We start from the raw sequence: 13,093 nt of genomic DNA on the forward strand, positions 1-13,093 counted from the left end.
GCGTCGTGCTGATGAGTTGTCTACCGCGGCCCACTGACAATCCGTCCGTCACGCCGGTCCGGGCAGTGCCCCGGGGCTGTCCGGGACGTCCGGCAGGCCGACCGGGACGGCGGCGGTCAGGGCGGAGACCGCGGTGCCGATGCCGGCCAGCGCGGCGCCGAGGTCGCCCTCGGCGGGGCCGGTCGAGGCCGCGGCCATGATCACCTTGATCGAGCGGAGCAGCCCGGCCGCGGTGGCGCTGCCGGTGTGCCCGGCGCGGTAGGCGGCGAGCAGGTCCTGGACGGCCGGGCTGGCCAGGTTGAGGTAGAGCCGGGCCCGGACGGTGCCGTCGGTGCGGGCGGTGAACGCCCGGGCCAGGCGCAGTGCGGCGGACGGGATCCGGGCGTCGGCCTGGTCGTCCTCGATCCGGGCCTTCAGCTCGGCCTCGCGGTCCGGCACCAGGACCAGCGGCAGGCCGGGCGGGTCGAAGCGGGCCGGGACGAGCTGCTCGCCCCGGTCGGCGAGGGCGCCGGCCAGCCAGGCCGACTCCTCGGGCGGCAGCGGGCGCTCGGGGTCGCGGAACAGTTCCCGGTTGCCCTGCTCGCTGCCCAGCTCGACCAGCCGGCAGCCGCGCAGCTGGGCGTAGCGGCGCAGGAACGGCAGGACGGCGTAGCGGTCGCCGCGGGCGATCGGCACCCGCATCGCCCGGTACAGCATCTCCTCGAAGCCGCCGCCGCTGCCGAGCGCGACGTGCACCGCTCCGCCGCCGGCCGCGCGCAGCCCGCCCGCGGTGAGGTCGCCCTGGGAGGTGGGCACCGGGACGTCGTCGGCGAGCAGGGTGAACAGCCGCTCGTCGCAGAGCGCGGCACCGAGCAGGTCCTGGCCGTGCCGGGTGAGGATGCGGCGCCAGGCGGCGGGCCGCAGCCGCGCCGTCTCGTACAGGCCGTCCACGACGGCGTCGGCGAGGACCTTCCGCAGCGCCTGGTAGTGCTCGTCGCGCTGGAGGTCCTCGCGGCTGGCGGTGGGGGTGAGCCGGCTGGACTCGATCACCCCGCCGATGAACCCGGCCCAGCTGGGCAGCAGGTCGCGGGCGTCCTCGGCGAGCAGCATGCCGCGCAGGTAGACGGCGAGGTCGCGGTTGTCGCTGCTGCCGTAGGTGCCGCCGTCCTGGACCCAGAGCAGGCCGACCGCGTCGGTGACGCCCTCGACCGGGTCGACCGGGAAGGCGGTGAGCGGCTCGAAGCGGCGGCCGAAGGCGGTGGCGAAGCGCATCCGGGCGTCGTGGGGGTCGCCCTCGACCTCGTGGCGCCAGGGCACCGGGACGGAGTTGACGGGCTGCTCGTCGTCCCCGACGTGGACCGGTATCGGCAGCAGCACGCAGTAGCGGCCGAGGACTTCGCGCAGCGCCTGCTCGTCGGCGAGGTGGGCGTGCTCGGCCTTGAGGGTCAGCTCGACCACGGTGCCGGGCCGCGGCCGGGCGGGCACCGGCTCGACCTGGTACTGCTCGCCGCCGCGGCTGCGGTAGCGGTGGCCGAGCGCCGGCTCGCGGTGCGAGGTGGTGGTGACGGTGACCTCGTCGGCGACCGAGAAGGCGGAGAGGAAGCCCAGGCCGAAGGCGCCGATCAGCTCCTGGTTCCCGGTCAGTTCGCGCAGCATCCGGGTGTAGCCGGTGCCGACGGTGGCGAGGTAGGCGTGGATCTCGGGCTCGGTGAGGCCGGCCCCGGTGTCCTCGATGGCGACGGTGCGCCGCCCGGCGTCGGCGCGCACCCGGATCAGCGGGCGGTGGTCGCCGTCCGGGTCCTCCAGGAACCGGCGGGTGTGCGAGTCGTGCGCGTTCTGGACGAGTTCGCGCAGGGCGACCAGCGGGGTGGAGTAGAGGTGGGTGGCGAGGACGTTCACCAGGCCGCCGAGATCGACCTCGGTCGTCCGCAGTTCCTCGGCGGGGGTGGGCTCGATCGGGGCACCTTCAGACATGGGTCCTCAGTGTGCCAGTGCGACAATCTGGCCACCATTTCTTTCCTTCTCCCCTACCCGGTCTCCCCTCCGCAGGTGCCGAGCACCGCCCGGCCGAGACGCAGCAGGCAGTCGCCGAGGTCGGGCCTCGCGCTGCACGGACGGTTCCGCACCCCGTCGTTGACCAGCGCGAACAGCGCGTGCACCCGGATCCGGGCACCCGCCGCGTCGAACTCCGGGCGCACCTGCCGCAGCAGGTCGACCCAGGTGCGCAGGAAGTCCCGCCGGAAGTCCACCGCGGCCCGGCGGTCCGGCGGGGCCAGCCGCTCGGTCTCGCTGAGCATCGCGCCCAGGTAGTCGCCGTTGCGCAGCGCGAAGCCGACGTACGCGCCGAGCCCGGCCTCCAGCGCCGCCCCGGGCCCGGCGGCGGACCGGATCGCGCCGTCCACCTCGTGCCAGAGCCGCTCACGGCTGCGCACCAGCGAGGCCGCGAGCAGCTGCGCCTTGCTGTCGAAGTGCCGGTACACGCTGGGGCCGGAGATGCCGACGGCGGCGCCGAGTTGGTCGGTGCTGACGTTGTCGAAGCCGCGCTGGTGGAACAGCCGGACGGCCGCCGCGAGCAGTTCCTCCCGCCTCGCCCTCGGCCCGGGCCGCGGCACCGTCGGCGCCACGGGGGCGACGGCCGTGCCGTCCAGCGACACCGCGAGGACGGACGCCACCAGTTCGCGCAGCAGCGCCTCGGCCCGGCGGGGCTGCGGCACGGCCGACTGGTAGGACAGTCCGGCGCAGGCCGAGAGCGCCGACCAGCAGAGCAACTCGGCGTCCCCGGAGGACAGTTCGGGCCGATCGGCGCGCAGCACGGCGGCCATCAGGGCGACGTCGGTACGGAGTTCGCGGCGCAGCGCCGCCCGTCGGGGCGGCGGCAGCAGCCGGGCGTCGCGCTGCACCAGGGTGCCGAGCGGGCGGTGGCCGACCGCCACCTCGGCCAGTACGGCGGCGAGTTCGGCGGTGGTGCGGGCCGCGCGCAGGCCTTCGGCGAGCTCCTCCAGGCCCAGGCGGACGGCGCGGTCGAGGAGTTCGGGCTTTCCGCGGAAGTGCCGGTAGAGGGCGGGCGCGGTGATGCCGACCCCGGCGGCGACCTCGGTCATCGAGACCTGGTGGTAGCCGCTGCGGTGGAACCGGTCGGCGGCCACCGCGAGGATCTGGGCGCGCCGACCGGGCGGCCGTCGAACCACCATGGCGGGCCTCCCCCGGATCCGTACCGAACGACGTACCGAACGCCGCCCGAACGGCGTCCCCGATGCCGTACAGAACGCCGTACCGAACGCCGCCCGAAGGCTAGCAAGGATTCACTTGAGGCCTCCGCAGACCGGATCTCGCGGGCCTTCGAACCCTGGACAGCCGAAGCTACCCGGGATTAACTTGTGAGGCCACCACCTGGCACGTTCCGCCTCGGCCGGTACGCCGGCCGGCGCCGTCGAAGGGAGCGCCGCCGTGCGCCGCACCGTCTTCAACGAGGACCACGAGGCCTTCCGGGAGACCATCCGGGACTTCATCGCCAACGAGGTCGTCCCGGTCTACGAGAGCTGGGAGGCCGAAGGCCACCCGCCCCGCGACTTCTACCGCCAGCTCGGCGCGCTCGGCATCTTCGGCATCGAGGTGCCCGAGGAGTACGGCGGCGCGGGCGAGAGCGGCTTCAAGTACCAGGCGGTGGTCGCCGAGGAGACCGCCCGGGCGGGCGTGAGCTTCGGCTCCTCCGGGGTGCACACCGGGCTGGTGCTGCCCTACCTGCTGGAGTACGCGACCGAGGAACAGAAGCGGCGCTGGCTGCCCGGCTTCGTCTCGGGCGACATCATGACCGCGATCGCGATGACCGAGCCGGGCGCCGGCTCCGACCTCGCGGGCATCACCACCACCGCGCGGCTCTCCGAGGACGGCACCCACTACGTCCTGAACGGCGCCAAGACCTTCATCACCGGCGGCGTGCTGGCCGACCTGGTCCTGGTGGTCTGCCGCACCGCGCCGTACGACCCGGAGAACCGCCGGGCCGGCCTGTCCATCCTGTGCGTGGACACCACCTCGCCGGGCTACTCCGTCGGGCGCAAGCTCCAGAAGATCGGCCTGCGCACCTCGGACACCGCCGAGCTGGCGTTCAGCGACGTCAAGGTGCCGGTGGAGGACCTGCTCGGCGAGGAGGGCAGGGCGTTCTCCTACCTGACCCACAACCTGGTGCAGGAACGGCTGGCGATCGCCGTCGGCGCGTACGCGGCCTCCGCGGCGGCGGTGCGGTTCGCGGTGCAGTACGTCAAGGACCGCAAGGTGTTCGGCAAGGCGGTCGCCGAGTTCCAGAACACCAAGTTCACCCTGGCGGACTGCGAGGCCCAGGTGGTGGCCCAGCAGTCGATGGTGGACCGCGCGCTGGAGCTGTACCAGAACGGCGGGTTGAGCGTCGCGGACGCGGCCGCCGTGAAGCTGTTCTGCACCGAGTCGGCCTCCACCGTGATCGACAAGTGCCTCCAGCTGCACGGCGGTTACGGCTACATCCTGGAGTACCCGATCGCCCGGCTCTACACCGACAACCGGGTGTTCCGGATCTACGGCGGCACCAGCGAGGTCATGCGCAGCATCATCGCCAAGTCGCTCGGACTGTAGGCGTCACACTGCCGGCGTCACGGAGGGCGGAGCCGGCTCGCTCAGTTGGGCGAGCCGTGCTCGGCCCGCCAGGCCTCCCAGCCTGCCGAACGGGCCGCCTTCGCCCCGGACAGGGCCCGCTGGGCGAGCTCGGCCGGCGGGGTCTCCAGGCTGCGCACCCAGCCGCGGCCCGCGGTGAGCAGCGCCGCGCACACCATCGCGGCCCCGGCCGCACCGAGTAGTGAGCCGATTCCGGTGAGCACCACTCCGCCGGTCAGCAGCGGACGGTTGACCTGGAAGCCGTTGAAGATCCTCTGGTTGGTCGCCATGCCTCCACGATGCGGCCAGTCGGCGGGGCCTGCACCTCGGGTGACCCGCTCCGGGGCCTTCGGGGTGCGAGGCGCCACCCCGTCCGCGACCCTGGGCACACGGGGTGAGGAGGAGGCGGCGCGATGCCCGATCTCGAACAGCTCGCCGTGGAGCACGCCGCCCTGGCGGCCGAGAGCCCGCACGGGCGCAGCGCCCACCTGGTGCTGCACGACGGGGTGCTGCGGCAGACCGTGATCGCGCTGACCGCCGGCACCGCGCTGGACGAGCACGCCCCACCCACCGCCGGCAGCGTCCAGGTGCTGCGCGGGCGGGTCTCGCTGACCATCGCCGGGCGCAGGCTGGAACTGCCGGCCGGTCGGCTGGAGCCCGTCCCGCAGGAGCTGCACGGGCTGCTGGCGCACGTCGACTCGGTGGTGCTGCTGACCGCCGTCACCGCTTAGGCGGCGTCACCGCTTAGCCGCCGTCACCGCTTAGCCGCCGTCACCGCGTGGCGGGCCCCAGTACGCTCTCGCTGACGAGCCGCAGGCCGCGCAGGAAGTCCTGCCCGCTGGGCGCCAGTTCCGGCGCGGCCAGCCACTGGGCGACGTACCCGGCCAGCAGGGTCTGGTAGAAGGCCCCGCGGACGACCTCCTCCTCGGTGTCCGGCACCTCGGGCAGCCCCTGGAACACCGCGGCGAGACCGAGCCGGCCCTCCTTCTGCGCCTCCGCGAAGGCCTGAGCCAGCTCGGGAGCGTGTCCGGCCTGGGCCAGCGCCTCGAACTGGGCCGCCCAGAGCCCGCGGTGCTCGACGAAGACGTCCCGCAGGCCGTTCCAGACGGCCGCGAACCGCACCTCCGGATCCTGGGACACCTGGTTCGCGCCGAACACCACCGCGCCCAGGGCCTCGCCCATCTCGCCGATCGCCTCGATCATCGCGGCGTTGAGCAGCGCGTCCTTCGAGCCGAAGTGGTAGCCGATCGCGGCCAGGCTGACGCCCGAGGCGGTCGCGATGTCACGGGCCGTGGTGCGCCCGTAGCCCTTCTCGTACAGGCAGCGCTTGGCGCCGGCCATCAGGTCTTCGCGGTTTCCCATGGCCCGAATCCTACGGAAGGACTGCACGGATGTCTTGGACGATCGATTTAGACATACGTACTAGACAAGCGTCTGACACGTCCGTACCGTCTTCCCCATGACCGCAACCCCCGGCCGCGCAGGCCGTCGCGAATGGATCGGCCTGGCCGTCCTCCTGCTCCCGACCCTCGTCCTGACCATGGACATGGGTGTGCTGTTCTTCGCCGTCCCGTACATCTCCACCACGCTGGCGCCCAGCGGCACCCAGCAGCTGTGGATCATGGACATGTACTCGTTCCTGCTGGCCGGGCTGCTCATCACCATGGGCTCGCTGGGCGACCGGATCGGCCGCCGCCGGCTGCTGATGATCGGCGCCACCGGATTCATCGGCGCCTCGCTGCTCGCCGCCTGGGCCGACAGCGCCGGGCAGCTGATCGCCGCCCGCGCCCTGCTCGGCGCCGCCGGGGCCACCGTGATGCCCTCGACCCTCGCGCTGATCCGCACCATGTTCCACGACCCCCGGCAGCGGCAGGTCGCGCTCGGCGCCTGGGGCGGCGTCCTCACCGCCGGAGCCACCCTCGGCCCGGTCGCGGGCGGGCTGCTGCTCGACCACTTCTGGTGGGGCTCGGCCTTCCTGCTCGCCGTCCCCGTGATGGCCCTGGTGCTGCTGACCGCGCCCGCCCTGCTGCCCGAGTACCGCGCCACCGCCCGCACCGGCCCCGCCGGCCGCTTCGACGTGCCCGGCGCCGCGCTCTCGATGGCCGCGGTCCTGCCGCTGGTCTACGGGGTCAAGACCCTCGCCGTGGACGGCTGGAGCCCGCTGCCCGCACTCGCCGTCCCGACCGGGCTGCTGCTGGCCGCCGCGTTCGTGTGGCGCCAGCGCACCGCCGCGAACCCGCTGATCGACCTGAGCCTGTTCCGGATCCGCACCTTCAGCGGGGCGATCAGCGTCAACACCCTCGCGATGTTCGCGATGATGGGCTTCACCCTGTTCACCTCGCAGTACCTGCAACTGGTCAAGGGCATGAGCCCGCTCACCGCCTCGCTCTGGTCGCTGGTGCCGAGCGTCGGCGTCGGCGCGGCGGTCGGGATCGGCTCGGCGCTGGCCGGCAGGGTCCGCCCGGCGGTCCTGATGGGCGGTGGATTCCTGGTCGGCGCGGCGGGCTTCGCGCTGATGACCCGGGTCGGCGCGCACTCGCCGCTGGCGCTCGTCCTCACCGCGGCGGGCGTGCTGGCCGCCGGGACGGTCGGGACCATGACGATGACCGCCGAAATGGTCGTCTCCGCCGCACCGGTCGAGCAGACCGGCGCCGCCTCCGCCACCTCCGAGACCGCCGTCGAACTCGGCAGCTCGCTCGGCATCGCCCTGCTGGGCGCGGTGGGCGCCGCGGTCTACCGCCACCGGCTGGACGGCGCCCTCCCGACCGGTGTCGGGGGCGAGGCCGCCCGCACGGCCCAGGACACCCTCGGCGGCGCGGTCTCCGTCGCGGCCCACCTGCCCGGGAAGCTCGGCACGGACCTGCTGGAGACCGCCCGCACCGCCTTCACCGACGGCCTGCACCTGGCCGCCGTCGTCGGCGCCGTCTTCGCCCTGGGCGCCGCCCTCCTCGCCCACCGCCTGCTCGGCCACCTCCCCGCCGCCACCCCGGCCCCGGAGCCCGATCCCGAGCCCGTCGCCGCCTGACCCCACCCGGCCGCCGGTCCACGCGAGTCATCGAGAGCCCCCGCCCGACACCGGGCGGGGGCTCTCCGCCGTCCGCGGCCCGGAGGCCTCCGGCGCGGAGTGCACCGAGTGGCGGACGGCGTCGAAGCGGATGGTTCCGTTCGTCCACCGATCGCGTACGGTTCGCGCAGGGGCGGCACGGGTGTGAGCCAGGGCACGACGGGGCCCTCGGGCACTCGCGATCCGTCCGAACAGCACCTGGTTTTTGGCCAGCGTTTCCCGGCCGGTGTATCCGTTCGCCGTGAGGTCCAGGCATACTGGCGAGCATGGGCGCTAGCGCCCCCCGTGACTCTAGACAAGAAGGGACCGGTGGCCAGGGATGCTGCGGAACGGTCTTGAGCCCTGGCACATCTTCGTTGTGCTGGCGGTCGTCATCCTGCTGTTCGGGTCGAAGAAGCTGCCGGAGATGGCCCGTGGCCTCGGCAAGTCGATGCGCATCCTGAAGGCGGAGACCAAGGCGATGCGTGAGGACGACACCCCTGCGGACGGCACCGCGCAGAGCACCGCCGCTCCGCAGCAGGCCGCCGACCGCCCGGCCGTCACGCCGACCAACGTGACCAAGGCGACCGAGGCGAAGCGCCCGGAGACGGCCGCCTGAGTCGTATCGAGCTCCCGTTGAGCCCCCGGTGGATCCCACCGGGGGCTCAATGCCGTTCAGGGGCGGGAACCTGACGCTCGGAACCCGGCCCGTCCACAGCCTGTGGACGGGCCGGCGCCGGGAACGGCGGGTGTCAGGAACGGCTGGTGTCGATGACGCAGAACCGATTGCCGTCGGGATCGGCGAGGACGACGAAGTCCGGGTCCTCCGGGTAGCGGTCCCAGTCGACGTGCTCGGCGCCCAGGGCGAGCAACCGCTCGACCTCGGCGGCCTGGTCGGCGGCGTCCCCCGCGTAGAGGTCGAGGTGCACGCGCGGGTGCCGCTGGACGGGTGACTCGCTGAGGCCGAGGGCGAGTTGGACGCCGCCGGCGCCGTCGGCGGGCACCAGGACAGTCCAGCCCTCCTCGACCGGGCCGCCGCGCGGGACGTAGCCGAGCGCCCCCGTCCAGAAGGCGACCGCGCGCGGCAGGTCGGAGACACCGAGAACGATGGAACCGATCGTCAGCATGAGGCCATTCTGGTGCGGTGTCAGTCGTCCTGGAAGTTCCCGGCGGTGTGCAGGGTCGCGTACAGGGCGGACAGCCGGGCGTTCCAGTTGGCGTAGGTGGGGCCGTCGATGGCGTGCTTCTTGCCCAGGTCCTTGATCACCTTCTGGGCGCCCTTGAGCTCCTGGGCGGCGTCGTCGGGGTTGCCCTCGTTGAGCCGGGCGGAGGTGTCGTCGAGGATCCGCAGCAGCTCCAGCTGGCGGTCGCGCTCCTTGGCGATCTGCGTCTGGGCGACCGCCTGACGGAAGGCCTGGATCTGGAGGTCCGCGGGCTGGTTGCGCGGGACGGCCTGGGTGGGGGGCGGGGTCGGGGTCGCCGCCGGGGTGGTCGGGGCGGCCGAGCCGGGGGTCGGGGCGGGGGTCGCGGTCGCGGTCGGGCTCGCGGCCCGGGTGTCCGGGGCGGTGGCGGCCGCGGACGGCTTGGTGGCGGCGGCGTTGCCCGCCGGCTCGTCGAAGGCGGTGACGGCCAGGGCCGCGACCCCGGCCAGCCCGGCCACGCCCAGGGCGCCGAGCACCAGGGGCTTGCGGCGGGAGCCGCGTCGCGGCCCGTGCGGCACCGGGGCGGGGGCCGGGGTGGTCGGCATCGCCGGGATCGACGCCATCACCGAGGTGGCGGCCGGGGGCTGGGGCGGCAGCAGGGTGGTGTGCTGCTGGTTCGGGTACGCGGGGGCCGCCGGGTACGCGGGCGCGACCGGGTGCGCGGGGGCGACCGGCGGCAGCAGCTGGGTGGCGGCCGCGGTGGTCGCCAGCAGCTCGGCGGTCGGATCGCCGACGGCCAGCCCCGGGACGGTGGACAGGAGTTCGGCGCGCGCCGTGGCGGCGTCGGCCGGGCGGGCGGCCGGGTGCTTGGCGAGCAGGCGCAGCACCGCCGCGTCCAGCGCGGGCGGCAGGCCGGGGCGCCGCAGGGACGGGGGCTGCGGCTGCTCGCTGACGTGCTTGAAGGCGATCGCCACCGGGGTCTCGGCGGTGAACGGGGTCTCACCGGTGAGCATTTCGGTCAGCACGCAGCCGACGGCGTACAGGTCGGTGCGGCCGTCCAGGGCGGAGGCGGTGGCCTGCTCGGGCGAGAGGTAGGCGGCCGTGCCGAGCACGCTCGCGGTCTGGGTCAGGTTGCTGGAGGAGCCGGCCCGGGCGATGCCGAAGTCGACGACCTTCACCCCGCCGTCGTCGGTGATCATGATGTTCCCGGGCTTGATGTCCCGGTGCACCAGTTCGGCCGCGTGCGCGACGGCCAGCGCCTCGCACACCGCCGCCGCGATGCCGACGGCGCGCTCCACCGGCAGCTGCGGCTGCTGGGCCAGCACGGCGGCGAGGGAACGGCCCTGGACCAGCTCCATGACGATGAACGGGGTGCCCTGGTCCACGCCGGAGTCGAAGACCATGACGATCCTCGGGTGCACCAGCATGGCGGCGTGCTGCGCCTCGCGGCTGAAGCGCTCGGCGAAGCGGGGGTCGTCGGCGAGGCCCCCGTTGAGGACCTTGACGGCCACCTGGCGGCCCAGCACGTGGTCGATGCCGCGCCAGACGGTGGCCATGCCGCCGACGCCGAGTATCTCGACGAGTTCGTAACGCCCGTTCAGCGCCCGTCCGATCACCTGCTGCTCCCCTCACGTGCGGCGCCCGGGGTTCCGGGCCGCGTCGTGCACCTGTGCACGATAGCGGCCCTGTGCGGGCGGACCGCCGGGGGCGGCCGCTGGTCAGGAGGACGCCGGGCCGGGGCGGCCGGGGTGGCGGCCGGGGGACCGGGCAGCGGTCCCCCGACCGCCGGCTCGGGGTGCGGCCCGCCCTGACTGCGGGCGGGCGGGCCGCACGTTCCGGGCCGGCCGGGCCGGGGCGCATCCGGGGTGAGCGCCTGCCGGTCCGGCCGGGGCCGGCCGGGTGGACGGTGGGCACAGGGGAGCCGACCGTCCGCCCGGGGTTCGGGTGGTTGTGCGTCCTACGGGTCTTGCGGTTACTGCGGTTGTTGCCGTCCTGCGGTTCCTTCGGGTGGTACGGGTGGTGCGATCCGGGTGGGCGGCGAGCCCGGGGGGAGTCGCTCGGCGCCCACCCGGAGTTCTGGGGGTCATCTCCGGGCCGACTGCTCGTCCTCGGAGGGGGCGGTTTTGCTCGGACGGATGTCCGGCGGGCTGGGTGCGGCGGGTGGGGTCGGGGCGGTCACGCCGCTCCTGCCCGGCTTGGCACCGCCGCCGGTGTCCTCACCGTTGGTGTTGCCGTTGGCATTGCCGTTGGTGTTGCCGTTGGAGTTGCCGTTGCCGTTTCCGCCGGTGCCGTTCCTGCCGGTGTCGCCGCCGCCCTTGCCGTTCCCGGCGTTCGGGCCCGCGCCGGACCCGGATTCGGAGCCGGAGCCGTTGCCCGCCCCGGTGCCGTTCCGGCCGGGGGTGCTCGGCTGCCCGGTGGCGCCCTGGTGGTCACCGTCCTGGCGGCCGCTCGCGCCCTGGCAGTAGTCCGTCACGCCGTCCGCACCACCGGCCGCCTCGATCAGCGGGGCGAAGAGCGGGTCGGCGGCCAGCTGGCGAGGGCGCTCGCCCTTGCCCGTACGGTCCGCGAAGCCCTGGCAGAGCGGGACCAGCGCGGCCGGCGGTACGGACCGGGCGCCGTGCCCGTCGGCCGACGGGGTGCCCGGTCCGGCGGGGCTGGACGGGACGGCCGCGCGCGGATCGGCCCCGGTGCCGCCGGACGGGCGGGCGGACCCGCCGGGCGTGGAGGCACCGGACGCGAGCCCGGTGGCGGAGGTGGCGGTGCCCGCCGAGGCGCCGCCGGAGCCGCCCGGGACGGCCACCGTGCGCTCCGGCTCGGACGGGCCGCCGCCCAGCGAGACCGGCAGGTTGCCGGTGCCCGCCGCGACCGCGACCCCGCACAGCGCGGTGGCGCCGAGCACGGCGGCAGCGGCCTTCGTGCTGAAGGCCCTGGCCAGCGCGGCGGTTGCCATCGATCGTCTCCGGACGGGGGTCACTACGGGGTCGGGCGTGAGACTCGCCTCCCGGAACGCGGCCAGGGCGGCCTCCTCCCCGGCCAGTTCCCCGGTCGTCGCCGGGGCGGCGGCCGCGGCCAGTACCCGGGCGATCCGCCCGGGACCATCCGGTCCGGTGAGCGAGGCGTCCTGTCCGTCCGACGGGCCGCCCACGGCACCGCCGAGCAGGTGCTCGGCGGCATCACGGTCGATCCGACGGGATCGGTTGGTGCTCATCTCATGTCCTTCAGCGTCGCGGCCCGGCGTTCTGTCACACCTTGCGGAGAACTTTTTTTCGCGGGTTTTCCACCGGGCTTTCCGCCGGGTTTTCCGTCCGGTCTCCCGTCCGGTTTCCCGTCGGGTCGTCCGACGGCCTCCCCGACGGCCTCCCCGACGGCCTCCCCCGCCGGCCGGTCGGCCCCCTGTTCGACCCGTCGGGCCGCGGGGATCCCGCTGCCCGACGCGAAGGGCTGATCCAGCAGCTTGGCCAGCCGCCGCAGCCCCCGGTGGGCGGCCATCCGGACGCTGCCGGCCCGTTTGCCGAGCACCCGGGCGGCGCTCTCGGCGTCCAGTTCCATGACCACCCGCAGCAGCACCGCCTCGGCCTGGTCGCGCGGCAGCCGGGAGATCAGCGCCAGCGCGTCCGCGGTGCCCACGGTGGTCAGCGCGGCACCCGCGGTGTCGTCCCCGGCCGCCAGCTCGACGAGGTACTCGTACGGCAGGTCGGCGACCGGACGGCGGCGCCGGGCGCGCAGGTGGTCCAGGGCGCGGTGGCGGGCGATGGTGGCGGCCCAGCCGCGGAAACCGTCCCCGTCGCCGGAGAAGCCGCGCAGGTCGCGGGCGATCTGCAACCAGGTCTCGGAGGCGATGTCCTCGGCGTCCTGCATGTCCTCGGGCCGTCCGCCGACCAGCACCCGCAGGTAGCGCAGCAGGCCCGGCTGGACGGTCCGGAACAGCAGCCGGAACGCCTCCTCGTCCCCGCCCTGTGCGGCGCGGACCGCCTCGGTCAGGTCGCCGGGAGCGGGGGGCCGGCCCGGTGGAGGGCCGTCGGGCGGTACCGGTCCGGAGCGGCCGTGGGAACTGCCGGTGCCCGCTCCGGGGCGTTCTGCACTCTGCACCCGCCACATGATGCGCCATCCGAACGAACGGGACGGCTCCGGTCGAAGGGCCGGAGCGGGCGGGGCCAAGGTCCCGCCGACGGCTGCCCTTCGCCCGCAGCCCCGGGGCTCCTCCCCCGCCTACCTTGTCCGTAGGCGAATCGATCCGGCACGCGGCCGCACGGCAGCGGCCGCCGGATCCACCGACCCGCCAGGCCCGCCGCACCCGTGCACACAC

12 protein-coding genes are annotated in these 13,093 nt (G+C 74.5%); 4 read left to right on the plus strand and 8 right to left on the minus strand.

The window, feature by feature from the left end; genetic code table 11:
- Positions 1 to 48: 48 nt before the first annotated feature.
- A complete protein-coding gene (locus RZ50_RS17830) occupies positions 49 to 1,953 on the minus strand; it encodes an ATP-binding protein (RefSeq protein ID WP_196948122.1) in 1,905 nt (634 codons plus the stop codon).
- A gap of 53 nt (positions 1,954 to 2,006) precedes the next feature.
- Positions 2,007 to 3,170 (minus strand): TetR/AcrR family transcriptional regulator, encoded by a 1,164-nt coding sequence (locus RZ50_RS17835; protein ID WP_196948121.1) that lies wholly within the window; start codon positions 3,168 to 3,170, stop codon positions 2,007 to 2,009.
- Between the two features lie 256 nt (positions 3,171 to 3,426).
- Between RZ50_RS17835 and RZ50_RS17840 the strand changes: the two genes are divergently transcribed.
- Positions 3,427 to 4,584 (plus strand): acyl-CoA dehydrogenase family protein, encoded by a 1,158-nt coding sequence (locus RZ50_RS17840; protein ID WP_196948120.1) that lies wholly within the window; start codon positions 3,427 to 3,429, stop codon positions 4,582 to 4,584.
- Between the two features lie 41 nt (positions 4,585 to 4,625).
- Here RZ50_RS17840 and RZ50_RS17845 read toward each other — a convergent pair whose 3' ends face one another.
- Positions 4,626 to 4,892, minus strand: coding sequence for a hypothetical protein (locus RZ50_RS17845; RefSeq protein ID WP_196948119.1), 267 nt, complete (start codon positions 4,890 to 4,892; stop codon positions 4,626 to 4,628).
- A 123-nt stretch (positions 4,893 to 5,015) separates the two neighbouring features.
- On the opposite strand from RZ50_RS17845, the gene RZ50_RS17850 reads away from it, so the two are divergent.
- Positions 5,016 to 5,333, plus strand: coding sequence for a cupin (locus tag RZ50_RS17850; RefSeq protein WP_196948118.1), 318 nt, complete (start codon positions 5,016 to 5,018; stop codon positions 5,331 to 5,333).
- Positions 5,334 to 5,373: 40 nt separating this feature from the next.
- On the opposite strand, the gene RZ50_RS17855 is transcribed toward RZ50_RS17850, so the two are convergent.
- The gene (locus RZ50_RS17855; protein WP_196948117.1) at positions 5,374 to 5,964 is read right to left on the minus strand and encodes a TetR/AcrR family transcriptional regulator; all 591 of its coding nucleotides are present in this window, start codon (positions 5,962 to 5,964) and stop codon (positions 5,374 to 5,376) included.
- Positions 5,965 to 6,061: 97 nt separating this feature from the next.
- On the opposite strand from RZ50_RS17855, the gene RZ50_RS17860 reads away from it, so the two are divergent.
- Together RZ50_RS17860 and tatA are read left to right on the plus strand one after the other, a co-directional pair.
- A complete protein-coding gene (locus RZ50_RS17860; RefSeq protein ID WP_196948116.1) occupies positions 6,062 to 7,627 on the plus strand; it encodes an MFS transporter in 1,566 nt (521 codons plus the stop codon).
- 358 nt (positions 7,628 to 7,985) lie between these two features.
- A complete protein-coding gene (gene tatA, locus RZ50_RS17865) occupies positions 7,986 to 8,264 on the plus strand; it encodes a Sec-independent protein translocase subunit TatA (protein ID WP_196948115.1) in 279 nt (92 codons plus the stop codon).
- Positions 8,265 to 8,397: 133 nt separating this feature from the next.
- Here tatA and RZ50_RS17870 read toward each other — a convergent pair whose 3' ends face one another.
- The 4 genes from RZ50_RS17870 to RZ50_RS17885 all read right to left on the minus strand — a co-directional run bounded on the left by RZ50_RS17870 (position 8,398) and on the right by RZ50_RS17885 (position 12,876).
- Positions 8,398 to 8,772, minus strand: coding sequence for a VOC family protein (locus RZ50_RS17870; RefSeq protein WP_196948114.1), 375 nt, complete (start codon positions 8,770 to 8,772; stop codon positions 8,398 to 8,400).
- 20 nt (positions 8,773 to 8,792) lie between these two features.
- Positions 8,793 to 10,403, minus strand: a complete 1,611-nt coding sequence (locus RZ50_RS17875; RefSeq protein WP_217680604.1) for a protein kinase — start codon at positions 10,401 to 10,403, stop codon at positions 8,793 to 8,795.
- A 467-nt stretch (positions 10,404 to 10,870) separates the two neighbouring features.
- Complete coding sequence (locus tag RZ50_RS17880) at positions 10,871 to 11,995, minus strand: hypothetical protein (RefSeq protein WP_196951825.1); 1,125 nt, start codon at positions 11,993 to 11,995, stop codon at positions 10,871 to 10,873.
- Positions 11,992 to 12,876 (minus strand): RNA polymerase sigma factor, encoded by an 885-nt coding sequence (locus RZ50_RS17885; protein WP_374199939.1) that lies wholly within the window; start codon positions 12,874 to 12,876, stop codon positions 11,992 to 11,994. Before RZ50_RS17885 ends, RZ50_RS17880 begins: the two co-directional genes overlap by 4 nt.
- Positions 12,877 to 13,093: the final 217 nt, after the last annotated feature.

Origin of the sequence: Kitasatospora sp. SUK 42 (assembly GCF_015776785.2) — a bacterium.
In the GTDB taxonomy this organism is placed as follows: domain Bacteria; phylum Actinomycetota; class Actinomycetes; order Streptomycetales; family Streptomycetaceae; genus Kitasatospora.

Excerpts from the sequence above, each read along its gene's own strand:
- RZ50_RS17870 (WP_196948114.1), bottom strand. The coding sequence starts at position 8,772 with ATGCTGACGATCGGTTCCATCGTTCTCGGTGTCTCCGACCTGCCGCGC.
- RZ50_RS17880 (WP_196951825.1), bottom strand. The coding sequence starts at position 11,995 with ATGAGCACCAACCGATCCCGTCGGATCGACCGTGATGCCGCCGAGCAC.
- RZ50_RS17855 (WP_196948117.1), bottom strand. The coding sequence starts at position 5,964 with ATGGGAAACCGCGAAGACCTGATGGCCGGCGCCAAGCGCTGCCTGTAC.
- RZ50_RS17845 (WP_196948119.1), bottom strand. The coding sequence starts at position 4,892 with ATGGCGACCAACCAGAGGATCTTCAACGGCTTCCAGGTCAACCGTCCG.
- RZ50_RS17850 (WP_196948118.1), top strand. The coding sequence starts at position 5,016 with ATGCCCGATCTCGAACAGCTCGCCGTGGAGCACGCCGCCCTGGCGGCC.
- RZ50_RS17835 (WP_196948121.1), bottom strand. The coding sequence starts at position 3,170 with ATGGTGGTTCGACGGCCGCCCGGTCGGCGCGCCCAGATCCTCGCGGTG.
- RZ50_RS17830 (WP_196948122.1), bottom strand. The coding sequence starts at position 1,953 with ATGTCTGAAGGTGCCCCGATCGAGCCCACCCCCGCCGAGGAACTGCGG.
- tatA (WP_196948115.1), top strand. The coding sequence starts at position 7,986 with ATGCTGCGGAACGGTCTTGAGCCCTGGCACATCTTCGTTGTGCTGGCG.
- RZ50_RS17860 (WP_196948116.1), top strand. The coding sequence starts at position 6,062 with ATGACCGCAACCCCCGGCCGCGCAGGCCGTCGCGAATGGATCGGCCTG.